Annotated in this window: 19 protein-coding genes; all 19 read left to right on the top strand. The window is 67.0% G+C overall.

The features are described 5' to 3' along the window. Positions 1-3: 3 nt before the first annotated feature. The 19 genes from IF43_RS0118500 to truA all read left to right on the top strand — a co-directional run bounded on the left by IF43_RS0118500 (position 4) and on the right by truA (position 12,305). Positions 4-189: a type Z 30S ribosomal protein S14 gene (locus IF43_RS0118500; protein ID WP_003956452.1), complete on the top strand. Its 186-nt coding sequence runs from the start codon at positions 4-6 to the stop codon at positions 187-189. A gap of 221 nt (positions 190-410) precedes the next feature. Next, positions 411-809, top strand: coding sequence for a 30S ribosomal protein S8 (rpsH, locus tag IF43_RS0118495; RefSeq protein ID WP_030201558.1), 399 nt, complete (start codon positions 411-413; stop codon positions 807-809). 20 nt (positions 810-829) lie between these two features. Then, positions 830-1,369 carry a 50S ribosomal protein L6 gene (gene rplF, locus IF43_RS0118490; protein ID WP_030201556.1) on the top strand — a complete coding sequence of 180 codons (540 nt, stop codon included), beginning with the start codon at positions 830-832 and terminating at the stop codon, positions 1,367-1,369. A gap of 4 nt (positions 1,370-1,373) precedes the next feature. Next, positions 1,374-1,757, top strand: a complete 384-nt coding sequence (gene rplR, locus IF43_RS0118485; protein WP_030201553.1) for a 50S ribosomal protein L18 — start codon at positions 1,374-1,376, stop codon at positions 1,755-1,757. 45 nt (positions 1,758-1,802) lie between these two features. Continuing rightward, entirely contained in the window at positions 1,803-2,408 is a 606-nt protein-coding gene (gene rpsE, locus IF43_RS0118480) for a 30S ribosomal protein S5 (protein WP_030201551.1), read from the top strand. Further along, positions 2,408-2,590, top strand: coding sequence for a 50S ribosomal protein L30 (gene rpmD, locus IF43_RS0118475; protein ID WP_005313525.1), 183 nt, complete (start codon positions 2,408-2,410; stop codon positions 2,588-2,590). The genes rpsE and rpmD overlap by 1 nt, the downstream gene beginning before the upstream one ends. A 2-nt stretch (positions 2,591-2,592) precedes the next feature. Continuing rightward, positions 2,593-3,048: a 50S ribosomal protein L15 gene (gene rplO / locus IF43_RS0118470; RefSeq protein ID WP_030201548.1), complete on the top strand. Its 456-nt coding sequence runs from the start codon at positions 2,593-2,595 to the stop codon at positions 3,046-3,048. A 52-nt stretch (positions 3,049-3,100) separates the two neighbouring features. Then, positions 3,101-3,622 carry a hypothetical protein gene (locus tag IF43_RS0118465; RefSeq protein ID WP_158939394.1) on the top strand — a complete coding sequence of 174 codons (522 nt, stop codon included), beginning with the start codon at positions 3,101-3,103 and terminating at the stop codon, positions 3,620-3,622. 207 nt (positions 3,623-3,829) lie between these two features. After that, on the top strand, positions 3,830-4,627 hold the full coding sequence (locus IF43_RS41690) for a hypothetical protein (RefSeq protein WP_158939392.1): 798 nt from the start codon (positions 3,830-3,832) through the stop codon (positions 4,625-4,627). Positions 4,628-4,971: 344 nt separating this feature from the next. After that, complete coding sequence (secY, locus tag IF43_RS0118455) at positions 4,972-6,285, top strand: preprotein translocase subunit SecY (RefSeq protein ID WP_030201541.1); 1,314 nt, start codon at positions 4,972-4,974, stop codon at positions 6,283-6,285. Next, on the top strand, positions 6,285-6,941 hold the full coding sequence (locus IF43_RS0118450) for an adenylate kinase (RefSeq protein WP_030201538.1): 657 nt from the start codon (positions 6,285-6,287) through the stop codon (positions 6,939-6,941). The genes secY and IF43_RS0118450 overlap by 1 nt, the downstream gene beginning before the upstream one ends. 172 nt (positions 6,942-7,113) lie before the next feature. Then, on the top strand, positions 7,114-7,965 hold the full coding sequence (gene map, locus IF43_RS0118445) for a type I methionyl aminopeptidase (RefSeq protein WP_030201536.1): 852 nt from the start codon (positions 7,114-7,116) through the stop codon (positions 7,963-7,965). A 173-nt stretch (positions 7,966-8,138) separates the two neighbouring features. Continuing rightward, on the top strand, positions 8,139-8,360 hold the full coding sequence (infA, locus tag IF43_RS0118440) for a translation initiation factor IF-1 (RefSeq protein ID WP_003956442.1): 222 nt from the start codon (positions 8,139-8,141) through the stop codon (positions 8,358-8,360). Between the two features lie 72 nt (positions 8,361-8,432). Then, positions 8,433-8,546, top strand: coding sequence for a 50S ribosomal protein L36 (gene rpmJ, locus IF43_RS0118435; RefSeq protein WP_003956441.1), 114 nt, complete (start codon positions 8,433-8,435; stop codon positions 8,544-8,546). A 182-nt stretch (positions 8,547-8,728) separates the two neighbouring features. Then, the gene (rpsM, locus tag IF43_RS0118430; protein ID WP_030201533.1) at positions 8,729-9,109 is read left to right on the top strand and encodes a 30S ribosomal protein S13; all 381 of its coding nucleotides are present in this window, start codon (positions 8,729-8,731) and stop codon (positions 9,107-9,109) included. A 66-nt stretch (positions 9,110-9,175) separates the two neighbouring features. Then, a complete protein-coding gene (rpsK, locus tag IF43_RS0118425; protein WP_003948617.1) occupies positions 9,176-9,580 on the top strand; it encodes a 30S ribosomal protein S11 in 405 nt (134 codons plus the stop codon). 179 nt (positions 9,581-9,759) lie between these two features. Beyond that, the gene (locus IF43_RS0118420) at positions 9,760-10,782 is read left to right on the top strand and encodes a DNA-directed RNA polymerase subunit alpha (protein ID WP_030201531.1); all 1,023 of its coding nucleotides are present in this window, start codon (positions 9,760-9,762) and stop codon (positions 10,780-10,782) included. Positions 10,783-10,899: 117 nt separating this feature from the next. After that, positions 10,900-11,364: a 50S ribosomal protein L17 gene (gene rplQ / locus IF43_RS0118415; RefSeq protein WP_030201528.1), complete on the top strand. Its 465-nt coding sequence runs from the start codon at positions 10,900-10,902 to the stop codon at positions 11,362-11,364. 86 nt (positions 11,365-11,450) lie between these two features. Beyond that, complete coding sequence (gene truA / locus IF43_RS0118410) at positions 11,451-12,305, top strand: tRNA pseudouridine(38-40) synthase TruA (RefSeq protein ID WP_030201525.1); 855 nt, start codon at positions 11,451-11,453, stop codon at positions 12,303-12,305. Positions 12,306-12,867: the final 562 nt, after the last annotated feature.

The raw sequence follows: 12,867 nt of genomic DNA, 5'->3' as shown, positions 1-12,867 counted from the left end.
GAGATGGCGAAGAAGGCTCTCATCGCGAAGGCTGCCCGCAAGCCCAAGTTCGGCGTGCGCGCGTACACCCGCTGCCAGCGCTGCGGTCGTCCGCACTCCGTGTACCGCAAGTTCGGCCTCTGCCGCGTGTGCCTCCGTGAGATGGCTCACCGTGGCGAGCTGCCGGGCGTGACCAAGAGCTCCTGGTAAATCCCTTCACCCACTGGGTGTTGAGGGTTTCCGAGCGCTCTCGGTAAGCAACTGGTCGGCGGACCGCCCGTCCCGCATGCCGTAGGCTTGTGGGGTTGGGCGTCCGCCGCCCTACCGACTTACTACGCCGTAGGTCCCCGCGCCGCACCCGTCCCGCCTCTGAGTGGGGAGAGGGATGGCGCATACAGGAAACCCCGGCGAGAGAGGCCGAAGGCCAATTCATGACCATGACTGACCCCATCGCAGACATGCTCACGCGTCTGCGTAACGCAAACTCGGCGTACCACGACACCGTCGTGATGCCGCACAGCAAGATCAAGTCGCACATCGCGGAAATCCTCAAGCAGGAGGGTTTCATCACCGGCTGGAAGGTCGAGGACGCCGAGGTCGGTAAGAACCTCGTTCTCGAGCTGAAGTTCGGTCCGAACCGCGAGCGCTCGATCGCCGGCATCAAGCGCATCTCGAAGCCGGGTCTGCGCGTGTACGCGAAGTCCACCAACCTGCCGAAGGTCCTCGGCGGCCTGGGCGTGGCGATCATCTCCACGTCCCACGGTCTCCTGACCGGCCAGCAGGCGCAGAAGAAGGGCGTGGGTGGGGAAGTCCTCGCCTACGTCTGGTAGTCGGGAACGGAGGAAAAGCTATGTCTCGTATTGGCAAGCTCCCCATCCCGGTTCCCGCCGGCGTGGACGTCACCATCGAGGGCCGCACGGTCACCGTCAAGGGCTCCAAGGGCTCCCTGACCCACACCGTTGCCGCTCCGATCGAGATCGTTAAGGGCGAGGACGGCGTTCTGAACGTCACCCGTCCGAACGACGAGCGTCAGAACAAGGCCCTCCACGGCCTGTCCCGCACGCTGGTGGCCAACATGATCACCGGTGTGACCCAGGGATACACGAAGGCGCTCGAGATCAGCGGTGTCGGTTACCGCGTGGCCGCGAAGGGCTCCGACCTGGAGTTCCAGCTCGGCTACAGCCACCCGATCCTGGTGGAGGCCCCCGAGGGCATCTCCTTCAAGGTCGAGTCGCCGACCAAGTTCTCGGTCGAGGGCATCGACAAGCAGAAGGTCGGCGAGGTCGCCGCCAACATCCGCAAGCTGCGGAAGCCCGACCCGTACAAGGCCAAGGGTGTCAAGTACGCGGGCGAGGTCATCCGCCGCAAGGTCGGAAAGGCTGGTAAGTAAAGCCATGGCATACGGTGTGAAGATCGCCAAGGGCGACGCTTACAAGCGGACCGCTAAGCAGCGCCGCCACATCCGCATCCGCAAGACCATCTCCGGTACGGCCGAGCGTCCGCGCCTGGTCGTCAACCGGAGCAACCGCGGCATCACCGCCCAGGTGATCGACGACCTCAAGGGTCACACCCTGGCGTCGGCGTCCCACCTGGACGCGTCGATCCGCGGTGGCGAGGGTGACAAGTCCGCGCAGGCCAAGCAGGTCGGTGCCCTGGTCGCTGAGCGCGCCAAGGCCGCCGGCGTCGAGGCCGTCGTGTTCGACCGTGGTGGCAACAGGTACGCCGGGCGCATTGCCGCTCTGGCTGACGCCGCCCGCGAAGCCGGGCTGAAGTTCTAAGCCCCGGTTCCGGGACTAACGGACGTAACAGAGAGAGGTAATCCAATGGCTGGACCCCAGCGCCGCGGCAGCGGTGCCGGTGGCGGCGAGCGGCGGGACCGGAAGGGTCGCGACGGTGGCGCTGCTGCCGCCGAGAAGACCGCGTACGTTGAGCGCGTAGTCGCGATCAACCGCGTCGCCAAGGTTGTCAAGGGTGGTCGTCGTTTCTCCTTCACCGCGCTGGTCGTGGTGGGTGACGGTGACGGCACCGTGGGTGTCGGTTACGGCAAGGCCAAGGAGGTGCCGGCCGCCATCGCCAAGGGTGTTGAGGAGGCCAAGAAGCACTTCTTCAAGGTCCCCCGTATCCAGGGCACCATCCCCCACCCGATCCAGGGTGAGAAGGCGGCGGGCGTCGTCCTGCTGAAGCCTGCTTCCCCCGGTACCGGTGTTATCGCCGGTGGCCCGGTGCGCGCCGTCCTGGAGTGCGCCGGCGTTCACGACATCCTGTCGAAGTCGCTCGGCTCCGACAACGCGATCAACATCGTGCACGCGACCGTGGAGGCCCTGAAGGGCCTGCAGCGTCCCGAGGAGATCGCGGCCCGCCGCGGTCTGCCGCTCGAGGACGTCGCCCCCGCGGCTCTGCTTCGTGCGCGTGCGGGAGCGGGTGCGTAATGGCTCGCCTCAAGATCACGCAGACGAAGTCGTACATCGGCAGCAAGCAGAACCACCGCGACACCCTGCGTTCGCTCGGGCTCAAGCGCCTGAACGACGTGGTCGTCAAGGAGGACCGCCCCGAGTTCCGCGGCATGGTGCACACCGTCCGCCACCTCGTGACGGTTGAGGAGGTCGACTGATCATGGCGGAGAACAACCCGCTCAAGATCCACAACCTCCGTCCCGCCCCGGGCGCCAAGACCGCCAAGACCCGTGTGGGTCGTGGTGAGGCGTCCAAGGGTAAGACGGCCGGTCGTGGTACCAAGGGCACGAAGGCCCGCTACCAGGTTCCGGAGCGCTTCGAGGGTGGCCAGATGCCGCTCCACATGCGCCTCCCGAAGCTGAAGGGCTTCAAGAACCCGTTCCGCACCGAGTTCCAGGTCGTGAACCTGGACAAGCTCGCGGCCCTGTACCCGCAGGGTGGCGAGGTCACCGTGGCCGACCTGGTCGCCAAGGGTGCCGTGCGCAAGAACCAGCTCGTCAAGGTCCTGGGCCAGGGCGAGATCTCCGTGGCGCTGCAGGTTTCGGTTGACGCCGTTTCCGCCTCCGCCAAGGAGAAGATTGCCGCCGCCGGCGGCACCGTCACCGAGCTCGTCTGAATCACGGACGCCATCGGCTGACAGCTAGTACCAGAGAACTGGGGATGCCTCTTTGAGGCATCCCCAGTTTTTTGTTGGCCTGGACGGCGCAGGGTGTAATGCAGGCCACAGTAAAGCTGTTGGTGCAATTCCGCTTTCCTTCGCGTTGGCTGAATCTTTTTCAATTCCTGGGCGCCGTGCGGATCTGGGAATGGCCATGGCTTCTGCGGCTGCCGCGGCAGCCGTGTTCGGCGTCGCCGCGCCGGCCGTCGCCGCGGACGGCTCCTGCACTACGACCGAATTCTGTGCGTACAGCAAGGCGGACCGCCACCCGTCCGAGGGGTACTACGACCTGAGTACTCCTGACGCGAACTTCACGGACAATTACTACTACAGGACCGGCGGCAACCTCAACGATTCCATTTCCTCGTACACCGCGGGGACCGGTACGTCTTGCGCCGGCTACAGCCTCTTTTTTGACAAGGACTTCCATGGGCCGAAGTTGAGCATCCCGAAGGGCTGGGGCGGGAACCTCGCCGGTGTGTACGCGATGTACAACGACGAGTTCTCTTCTTATTCGAAGTACGGTTGCTAGTGGATTGATCTGGTGGGGTGGCCGATTCGTTGGGATCGGCCACCCCACTCGTTTGGGTGAGAGGTGATGAACATGCGTGTGTGGGGACGACGCGTTGCCGTGTCTGTGGCGCTCATTGCCGTCAGCGGGTGCTCGTCCGGGGCGGTGGGCCGGACCGGCGGACCCGCAGCTGCTTCTGTTCCTCCGCGCAGTGCGGTGGCCACTCCGTTGGATGCGTTCCTGCCGTCCCCTCAGGAGACGCTCACGCTCCAGCGAGGCGAGGCGGTGCTGACGAATTCCTGTTTGGGCAGGCTTGGATTCAATCAAAATCCGATGCCGTTGCCGTCGAGCATGCGCCCCACCGAGCGGCACCCCGAATTCATTGACGTTCCCTTGAGGCAGGCGCAGAGGATTGGCTACAGCCGTTCCGACGCTCCGGCCGAGAACACGCGCAGCGCCTGGGACGAGAAGTCGTCAAAGGTGCAACAGGATCTTCTTTTCGGGCGTGTCAAGTCATACGGCGGCAGAGTCGTACCCGCCGGTGGCTGCATACGGGAGGTCGCCGAGAAGATCACGAGCGGAACTCGGATTCCCAGAAAGATTGTAGGCGGTGGGGTCGAGCTGAATCGGATGGCGGATGCTTCCCCTACTGGCCTGGCAGAAGCTCATATCGATGTCGTCAGGTTGGATGCCATTGCCCAGGCCAAGCGGGATGGGCGGGTCAGGGATTCTGCAAGCAGGTGGGCTGCTTGCATGGCTCGACATGGGATGAGATACCGGTCACCGGATGAGTCCGCGAACGATCCGCGCTGGTCTGGGGATTCTGTGAGTAGTCTTGAGAGAGAGACCGCGGTCGCTGACATGAAATGCCAGGCGGAAGTGCGGTACCGGCAGACGATGATTGCCGTGCAGTCGGTCTATGAGGAGCGGGTCATCAAGGCCCGCGCATCGGAACTAGGCACCCTGCGTTCCAACCTCAAGAGGTGGGTGGCCAACTCCGCCGAGGCCGTACGTGCCGCAAGCTGATTCCGCAGGGATGTCGATCAGGGGGACCGGCGGCAGTAGGGGTGCCCAGTCGGTGCGGCCAGGAGGGAGGGCTCCGGGCCGTGACCGCGGGGTGGGGCCCGCTCTGTCAACGTCCACGTCCACACAGCACCGTCGTCCCGCGGCGGCTCTCAAATGGGGCATCTCAGGTCGGTCGTTCCTTGTCGGCGGTACACGCCGGTAAGGTAGCTCGTGGTGTGCTGTACAGGGCGGGGGCACAGCCCCCACCGGGGGGCGCGTTCCGTGACCCCTGCACCTATTTGTCACATTTTTCGGACCCTTAGACCGTCACCCTCACGCGAAACGCGGGGGTCGCAGGAGGCACCGTGCTCACCGCGTTCGCCCGGGCGTTCAAGACGCCCGACCTGCGCAAGAAGCTGCTCTTCACGCTCGGCATCATCATGCTGTTCCGGCTCGGTTCCCACGTGCCGGTTCCCGGCGTGGACTACGAAGCCGTGCAGTTCTGCGTGAACCAGGCAGGCAACACCAACGGCCTGTTCGGGCTGGTCAACATGTTCAGCGGCGGCGCGCTGCTGCAGATCACCATCTTCGCGCTCGGCATCATGCCGTACATCACGGCGAGCATCATCCTGCAGCTCCTGACCGTGGTGATCCCCCGGCTGGAGAACCTCAAGAAGGAGGGGCAGGCCGGCACTGCGAAGATCACGCAGTACACGCGCTACCTGACGGTGGCTCTCGCCATCCTGCAGGGCACGGGTCTCGTGGCCACCGCCCGCAGTGGCGCTCTGTTCGGCAACTGCGCCCGGGCGGGCCAGATCGTCCCCGACCAGTCGATCTTCAGCACCGCTGTCATGGTCATCACGATGACCGCCGGTACCTGTGTCGTCATGTGGCTCGGCGAGCTCATCACCGACCGCGGCGTCGGCAACGGCATGTCGATCCTGATGTTCATCTCGATCGCCGCCGGCTTCGTCGGCGCCCTCTGGCAGATCAAGCTCCAGGGCAAGATCGCCGACGGCTGGGTCGAGTTCGGCGTGGTGATCCTCGTCGGCCTCGCGATGGTGGCCCTCGTGGTCTTCGTCGAGCAGGCCCAGCGCCGCATCCCGGTCCAGTACGCGAAGCGCATGATCGGCCGGCGCGCGTACGGCGGCACCTCGACCTACATCCCGCTGAAGGTCAACCAGGCGGGTGTGATCCCGGTCATCTTCGCCTCGTCGCTGCTCTACATCCCGGCGCTGATCGTCCAGTTCTCCGGCTCCACCGCGGGCTGGGCCACCTGGATCTCCAAGCACTTCGTCAAGGGCGACCACCCGTACTACATCGCCGCCTACTTCCTCCTGATCGTTTTCTTCGCGTTCTTCTACGTGGCGATTTCTTTCAACCCCGAGGAAGTAGCCGACAACATGAAGAAGTATGGTGGCTTCATCCCGGGCATCCGGGCTGGTCGACCTACTGCCGAGTACCTGAGCTACGTGCTCAACCGGATCACCTGGCCGGGGTCGCTGTACCTGGGTCTCATCGCTCTTGTGCCGACGATGGCGTTGGCGGGCTTCGGCGCGAACCAGAACTTCCCGTTCGGCGGGACGAGCATCCTCATCATCGTGGGTGTGGGCCTGGAGACCGTGAAGCAGATCGAGAGCCAGCTCCAGCAGCGCAATTACGAAGGGTTCCTCCGCTGATGCGTATCGTCCTCGTCGGGCCGCCTGGTGCGGGCAAGGGAACGCAGGCCGCGTTCCTCGCGAAGAATCTGTCGATCCCGCACATCTCCACGGGCGACCTCTTCCGCGCCAACATCAGCCAGGGCACCGAGCTCGGCAAGAAGGCGAAGGCGTACATGGACGCCGGCGACCTGGTGCCGGACGAGGTCACCATCGGCATGGCCAAGGACCGCATGGAGCAGCCGGACGCCGTGAACGGCTTCCTGCTCGACGGTTTCCCGCGCAACGTGTCGCAGGCCGAGGCCCTCGACTCGATGCTCCAGGGCGCCGACATGAAGCTGGACGCCGTGCTCGACCTGGAGGTCCCCGAGGACGAGGTCGTCAAGCGCATCGCCGGCCGCCGGATCTGCCGCAACGACTCGGCGCACGTCTTCCACGTGTCGTACAAGGCGCCGAAGACCGAGGGCGTCTGCGACGTCTGCGGCGGCGAGCTGTACCAGCGTCCGGACGACACCGAGGACACCGTCCGCAACCGGCTGGACGTGTACCACACCCAGACCGAGCCGATCATCGACTACTACAAGGCCCAGGGCCTCGTCGTCACGATCTCGGCGCTGGGCGAGGTCCAGGACGTCACGAAGCGCGCGATGGACGCCCTGAACAAGTCCGAGGGCTGATCTCGCGATCGCCCGACCGGGTGAGCTCCCGGCGGCGCGGTCCGCGACCGGAGTACCCGCTCGCCTCCGATCGCCCGTAGTACCCCGTACGGCCGCGGTGTCCGCTGGACGCCGCGGCCGTACTGTTGAGCAGAGCAGCCGAGACACCCCGTCACACCCGGAAGGCAAGGGCATGGTCCAGATCAAGACCCCGGAGCAGATCGCGAAGATGCGCGAGGCGGGGCTGGTCGTCGCCGCCATCCACGCGGCCACCCGTGAGGCGGCCGTGCCCGGCGCCACCACGAAGGACCTGGACGAGGTCGCCCGCAAGGTGATCGCCGACCACGGCGCGAAGTCGAACTTCCTGGGGTACGGGGGCTTCCCCGCGACCATCTGCACCTCCGTGAACGAGGTCGTGGTCCACGGCATCCCCGACGAGAAGACCGTCCTCAAGGACGGCGACATCATCTCGATCGACTGCGGCGCGATCGTGGACGGCTGGCACGGCGACGCGGCGTACACCGCCTTCGTGGGCACGGGCCACGCGCCGGAGCTGCTGGAGCTGTCGCGGGTGACCGAGGAGTCCATGTGGGCCGGCATCGCGGCCATGAAGCTGGGCAACCGGCTGGTGGACATCTCCAAGGCCATCGAGTCGTTCATCAAGCGCCAGCCGCGGCCGGCCACCGGTGACCACAGCCTCGGCCGGTACGGGATCATCGAGGACTACGGCGGCCACGGCATCGGTTCCGAGATGCACATGGACCCGCACCTGCTGAACTACGTCTCGCGCAAGCGCGGCAAGGGCATCAAGCTGGTCCCGGGCGTGTGCCTGGCCATCGAGCCGATGGTCTCGCTGGGTACCGCGCAGACCGAGGTGCTCGCGGACGACTGGACCGTCATCACCACGGACGGCACCTGGTCCTCGCACTGGGAGCACTCGATCGCCCTGACCGAGGCCGGCCCGATCGTCCTGACCTCGCCCGACTGCGGCAAGGCGAAGCTGGCGGAGTACGGCGTGTCGACCGCGCCCGATCCGCTGGGCTGAAGCCGCCCCTGCCGGGCCGGGCGGGCCGCTTAGTGATCTATGTTGGTGGGCAAACTCTCCGGATTCGTCTTTCTGGGTGCCCTGACGTAGACTGACTCGTCGGCTCCTTTGCATCCGCATGTCCGCATGCGTCGCGAGGAGCTGATCAAGGTAGCCGATTCGAAAGGCGAAGCGTGGCCAAGAAGCAAGGTGCCATCGAGATCGAGGGCACCGTGATCGAGTCCCTCCCGAACGCCATGTTCAAGGTGGAGCTCCAGAACGGTCACAAGGTCCTCGCGCACATCTCCGGAAAGATGCGGATGCACTACATCCGAATCCTCCCGGACGACCGGGTCGTGGTGGAGCTCTCTCCCTACGACCTGACGCGTGGCCGGATCGTCTACCGGTACAAGTAGATCTTGTCGCACTCCCGTGCGGGCATTCGCCCCTGCGGGGTGGTGGCACTGACCCGGAGAACCTCACATCCCATGAAGGTCAAGCCGAGCGTCAAGAAGATCTGCGACAAGTGCAAGGTGATCCGCCGTCACGGCCGGGTCATGGTCATCTGCGACAACCTGCGCCACAAGCAGCGCCAGGGCTGACGCACGCCGACCTGCACTTCGCAGTTCTTCGCGCGACGTAAGTAACAACGTAAAAACGCAGAGCCCGCCCAGCCCGCAAGGGTCGGCGGCACCTCCGGCGGGGGCCGGGGACCCGATACGTACCTCATACGGCGGTCGGGAGCGGCTCTGTGGCAGACCCCCGAACACACAGGAGCCATTGAATGGCACGCGTTTCCGGTGTTGACATCCCGCGCGAAAAGCGTGTGGAGATCGCACTCACCTACGTCTTCGGTATCGGGCGCACCCGGTCCAAGGAGATCCTCGCCTCCACCGGCGTGGACCCGAACACCCGCGTTCGCGACCTGGCCGAAGAGGACCTCGTCAAGATCCGCGAGTACGTGGACGCCAACCTCCAGACCGAGGGTGACCTCCGCCGCGAGATCCAGGGCGACATCCGCCGCAAGATCGAGATCCAGTGCTACCAGGGCATTCGGCACCGCCGTGGCCTGCCGGTCCACGGTCAGCGCACCAGCACGAACGCCCGTACCCGCAAGGGCCCGCGTCGCGCCATCGCCGGTAAGAAGAAGCCGGGCAAGAAGTAGTCCTCAGCGGACTCGCTTTCCAGCGGTCTTGCTATAGGACCGACCACCTCCCTGTAGGAGTAAGAGATGCCCCCCAAGGGTCGTCAGGGCGCTGCCAAGAAGGTGCGCCGCAAGGAAAAGAAGAACGTCGCTCACGGGCACGCCCACATCAAGAGCACGTTCAACAACACGATCGTGTCCATCACGGACCCGACCGGCAACGTGATCTCCTGGGCCTCCGCCGGCCACGTCGGCTTCAAGGGCTCGCGCAAGTCCACCCCGTTCGCCGCGCAGATGGCCGCCGAGTCGGCCGCCCGCCGCGCGCAGGAGCACGGCATGCGCAAGGTCGACGTCTTCGTCAAGGGTCCCGGCTCCGGCCGTGAGACCGCGATCCGCTCCCTCCAGGCCACCGGCCTCGAGGTGGGTTCGATCCAGGACGTCACCCCCACCCCGCACAACGGCTGCCGCCCGCCGAAGCGCCGCCGCGTCTGACCCCGTTCTGCGGGTCCGACCAGCGCGTTTCGACGCACTGAGCTCAGTGTCCGGGCGGTACGGCCCCCTCGGGGGGCGTGCCGCCCGTACGCTTGCAGTACCGCCGCTGTCGCGCCGTAGGGCGTGCAGCGACCCGTCGGACGTCAAATAGTGGGCGTCCACGACTGAAGGAAAAAGACATGCTTATCGCTCAGCGTCCTTCGCTGACCGAAGAGGTCGTCGACGAATACCGCTCGCGGTTCGTGATCGAGCCGCTGGAGCCGGGCTTCGGCTACACCCTCGGCAACTCCCTGCGCCGTACCCTCCTGTCCTCCATCCCGGGTGCCGCCGTCACCAGCATCCGCGTGGACGGCGTCCTGCACGAGTTCACCACCGTGCCGGGTGTCAAGGAGGACGTCACCGACATCATCCTGAACATCAAGCAGCTGGTCGTCTCCTCGGAGCACGACGAGCCCGTCGTGATGTACCTGCGCAAGCAGGGCCCCGGTCTGGTGACCGCCGCCGACATCGCGCCCCCGGCCGGTGTCGAGGTGCACAACCCGGACCTGGTCCTCGCCACGCTGAACGGCAAGGGCAAGCTGGAGATGGAGCTGACCGTCGAGCGCGGTCGCGGCTACGTCTCCGCCGTCCAGAACAAGCAGGTGGGCCAGGAGATCGGCCGCATCCCGGTCGACTCCATCTACAGCCCGGTCCTCAAGGTCACCTACAAGGTCGAGGCGACCCGAGTCGAGCAGCGCACCGACTTCGACAAGCTGATCGTCGACGTCGAGACCAAGCAGGCGATGCGCCCGCGCGACGCCATGGCGTCCGCCGGTAAGACCCTGGTCGAGCTGTTCGGTCTGGCCCGCGAGCTCAACATCGACGCCGAGGGCATCGACATGGGCCCGTCCCCGACGGACGCCGCCCTGGCCGCCGACCTGGCGCTGCCGATCGAGGAGCTCGAGCTCACGGTCCGCTCGTACAACTGCCTCAAGCGCGAGGGCATCCACTCCGTGGGTGAGCTCGTCGCCCGCTCCGAGGCCGACCTGCTCGACATCCGCAACTTCGGTGCGAAGTCGATCGACGAGGTCAAGGCGAAGCTGGCCGGCATGGGCCTGGCCCTGAAGGACAGCCCGCCCGGGTTCGACCCGACCGCCGCCGCCGACGCGTTCGGCGCGGACGACGACGCCGACGCCGGCTTCGTCGAGACCGAGCAGTACTGATCCACGCTTGCGGGAGGCCCGGGCACTGCCCGGGCCCCCCGTACACCCTCCGGCAAAAGTCGGTAGGGACTGCCACCGGTACCTGACACGGCCGGTGCAGCACAGAGGAGAAACACCATGCCGCGTCCCGCTAAGGGCGCCCGCCTCGGCGGCTCCGCCGCGCACGAGAAGCTGCTGCTCGCCAACCTGGCGAAGTCGCTCTTCGAGCACGGCCGCATCACCACGACCGAGGCCAAGGCCCGCCGCCTGCGTCCGGTCGCCGAGCGCCTGATCACCAAGGCGAAGAAGGGCGACATCCACAACCGTCGCCTGGTGCTGCAGACGATCACCGACAAGGGCGTCGTCCACACGCTCTTCACCGAGATCGCGCCGCGCTACTCGGAGCGTCCGGGTGGTTACACCCGCATCACCAAGATCGGCAACCGTCGTGGCGACAACGCCCCGATGGCCGTGATCGAGCTGGTCGAGGGCGAGATCGCCAAGAAGGCGACCGTTGCCGAGGCCGAGGCCGCCACCAAGCGCGCCGTCAAGGAGGCCGACGAGGCCACCGAGACCGCCGCTGAGGAGACCACGGAGGCCTGAGCCCCCTAGGTCGCCGCGAGGCTGGTGAACGGGCCCGTCCCCTTTGCGGGGGCGGGCCCGTTCCGTCGTTCTGAGAGGATTCTGGGGTGAGTGACGAGGTGGAGCCCGGTTTCGTCCGGGTGCGGCTGGACCTGTCGTACGACGGCAAGGAGTTCTCCGGCTGGGCGAAGCAGACGGCGCGCCGGACGGTGCAGGGCGAGCTGGAGTCCGCCCTGCAGACCGTGATGCGGCTGGCCGAGCCGGTGGACCTGACGGTGGCCGGTCGTACGGACGCGGGCGTGCACGCCCGCGGGCAGGTGGCGCACCTCGACCTGCCGGAGGAGGTGTGGGCCGAGCACGCCGACAAGCTGCTGCGGCGGCTCGCCGGACGTCTCCCGCACGACGTGCGGGTCTGGAAGGTGGCCGAGGCCCCGGCCGGCTTCAACGCCCGGTTCTCGGCGATCTGGCGCCGCTACGCCTACCGCGTGGGCGACCAGAAGGGCGGGGTGGACCCGCTGCGCCGCGGGCACGTGCTGTGGCACGACTGGACGCTGGACGTGGACGCCATGAACGAGGCCTCGAAGGCGCTGCTCGGCGAGCACGACTTCGCCGCGTACTGCAAGAAGCGCGAGGGCGCGACGACCATCCGCACGCTCCAGCAGCTGAGCTGGGAGCGCGCCGAGGACGGGATCGTCACGGCCACCGTCCGCGCCGACGCCTTCTGCCACAACATGGTGCGCTCGCTGGTGGGCGCGCTGCTGCACGTCGGTGACGGGCACCGGCCGGTGGAGTGGCCAGGGAAGGTGCTGGCCGCGGGCGTTCGGGACTCCTCCGTGCACGTCGTACGGCCGCACGGGCTGACCCTGGAGGAGGTCGGCTACCCGGCCGACGACCAGCTGGCCGAGCGCAGCCGGCAGGCGCGCAACGTGCGGACGCTGCCGGGGGCGGCTGGCTGCTGCTGAGGGGGCCGGTGTCGGGGCTTGCTCGCTTCGGGGAGGGGCCCGGTGTTGGGGCCTGCTGCTCGCTTCGGGGGTGGGTCCCGTGGTGTGTGGGTCCCCTCGGCGCTTGACAGGGGCGGCCTGCAGGCCCTGCGGCAGGCCCACCCCGGAGGCTTTGGGGCTTCGCCCTGGCCTGCGGCCACCTCCGGCCCGGGCCTGCCTCCGGTCCAGCCTGCCACCCCTGTCAAGCGCCTCCCCCACACACCACGGGACCCACCAGGCACCGCCAAGGAGGCGTGCGGCTGCTGCATGCTCCGGCCGCGTCACCAGACCCCACTTGTCACGACCCGGGTCGCCAGGACCCCCTCACCACACCCCGGGTCGCCAGGACACTCACCACGACCCGGGTCGCCCGCGTCCTCCCTGCAGCAGGGCGGACTGAGCCGGTTCGCTGCGGTCCAGGTCACCGTTGCGCAGCTCCTGTCGGGCCGTCCCGTGGTGTGTGGGGGAGCCTCTTGAGGCGTCATGGCAGGCTGGTCCGGAGGCAGGCCCGGGCCTGGGGTGGCCGCAGGCCAGGGGCGGAGCC

It is taken from the genome of Streptomyces sp. NRRL S-87, assembly GCF_000719335.1.
Classification (GTDB): domain Bacteria; phylum Actinomycetota; class Actinomycetes; order Streptomycetales; family Streptomycetaceae; genus Streptomyces.
This window is presented reverse-complemented; position numbering and strand designations above follow the sequence as displayed.

Coding starts and splice junctions, on each gene's coding strand:
- IF43_RS0118500 (WP_003956452.1), top strand. CDS start 4: ATGGCGAAGAAGGCTCTCATCGCGAAGGCTGCCCGCAAGCCCAAGTTC.
- rpsH (WP_030201558.1), top strand. CDS start 411: ATGACCATGACTGACCCCATCGCAGACATGCTCACGCGTCTGCGTAAC.
- rplF (WP_030201556.1), top strand. CDS start 830: ATGTCTCGTATTGGCAAGCTCCCCATCCCGGTTCCCGCCGGCGTGGAC.
- rplR (WP_030201553.1), top strand. CDS start 1,374: ATGGCATACGGTGTGAAGATCGCCAAGGGCGACGCTTACAAGCGGACC.
- rpsE (WP_030201551.1), top strand. CDS start 1,803: ATGGCTGGACCCCAGCGCCGCGGCAGCGGTGCCGGTGGCGGCGAGCGG.
- rpmD (WP_005313525.1), top strand. CDS start 2,408: ATGGCTCGCCTCAAGATCACGCAGACGAAGTCGTACATCGGCAGCAAG.
- rplO (WP_030201548.1), top strand. CDS start 2,593: ATGGCGGAGAACAACCCGCTCAAGATCCACAACCTCCGTCCCGCCCCG.
- IF43_RS0118450 (WP_030201538.1), top strand. CDS start 6,285: ATGCGTATCGTCCTCGTCGGGCCGCCTGGTGCGGGCAAGGGAACGCAG.
- map (WP_030201536.1), top strand. CDS start 7,114: ATGGTCCAGATCAAGACCCCGGAGCAGATCGCGAAGATGCGCGAGGCG.
- rpmJ (WP_003956441.1), top strand. CDS start 8,433: ATGAAGGTCAAGCCGAGCGTCAAGAAGATCTGCGACAAGTGCAAGGTG.
- rpsM (WP_030201533.1), top strand. CDS start 8,729: ATGGCACGCGTTTCCGGTGTTGACATCCCGCGCGAAAAGCGTGTGGAG.
- rpsK (WP_003948617.1), top strand. CDS start 9,176: ATGCCCCCCAAGGGTCGTCAGGGCGCTGCCAAGAAGGTGCGCCGCAAG.
- IF43_RS0118420 (WP_030201531.1), top strand. CDS start 9,760: ATGCTTATCGCTCAGCGTCCTTCGCTGACCGAAGAGGTCGTCGACGAA.
- rplQ (WP_030201528.1), top strand. CDS start 10,900: ATGCCGCGTCCCGCTAAGGGCGCCCGCCTCGGCGGCTCCGCCGCGCAC.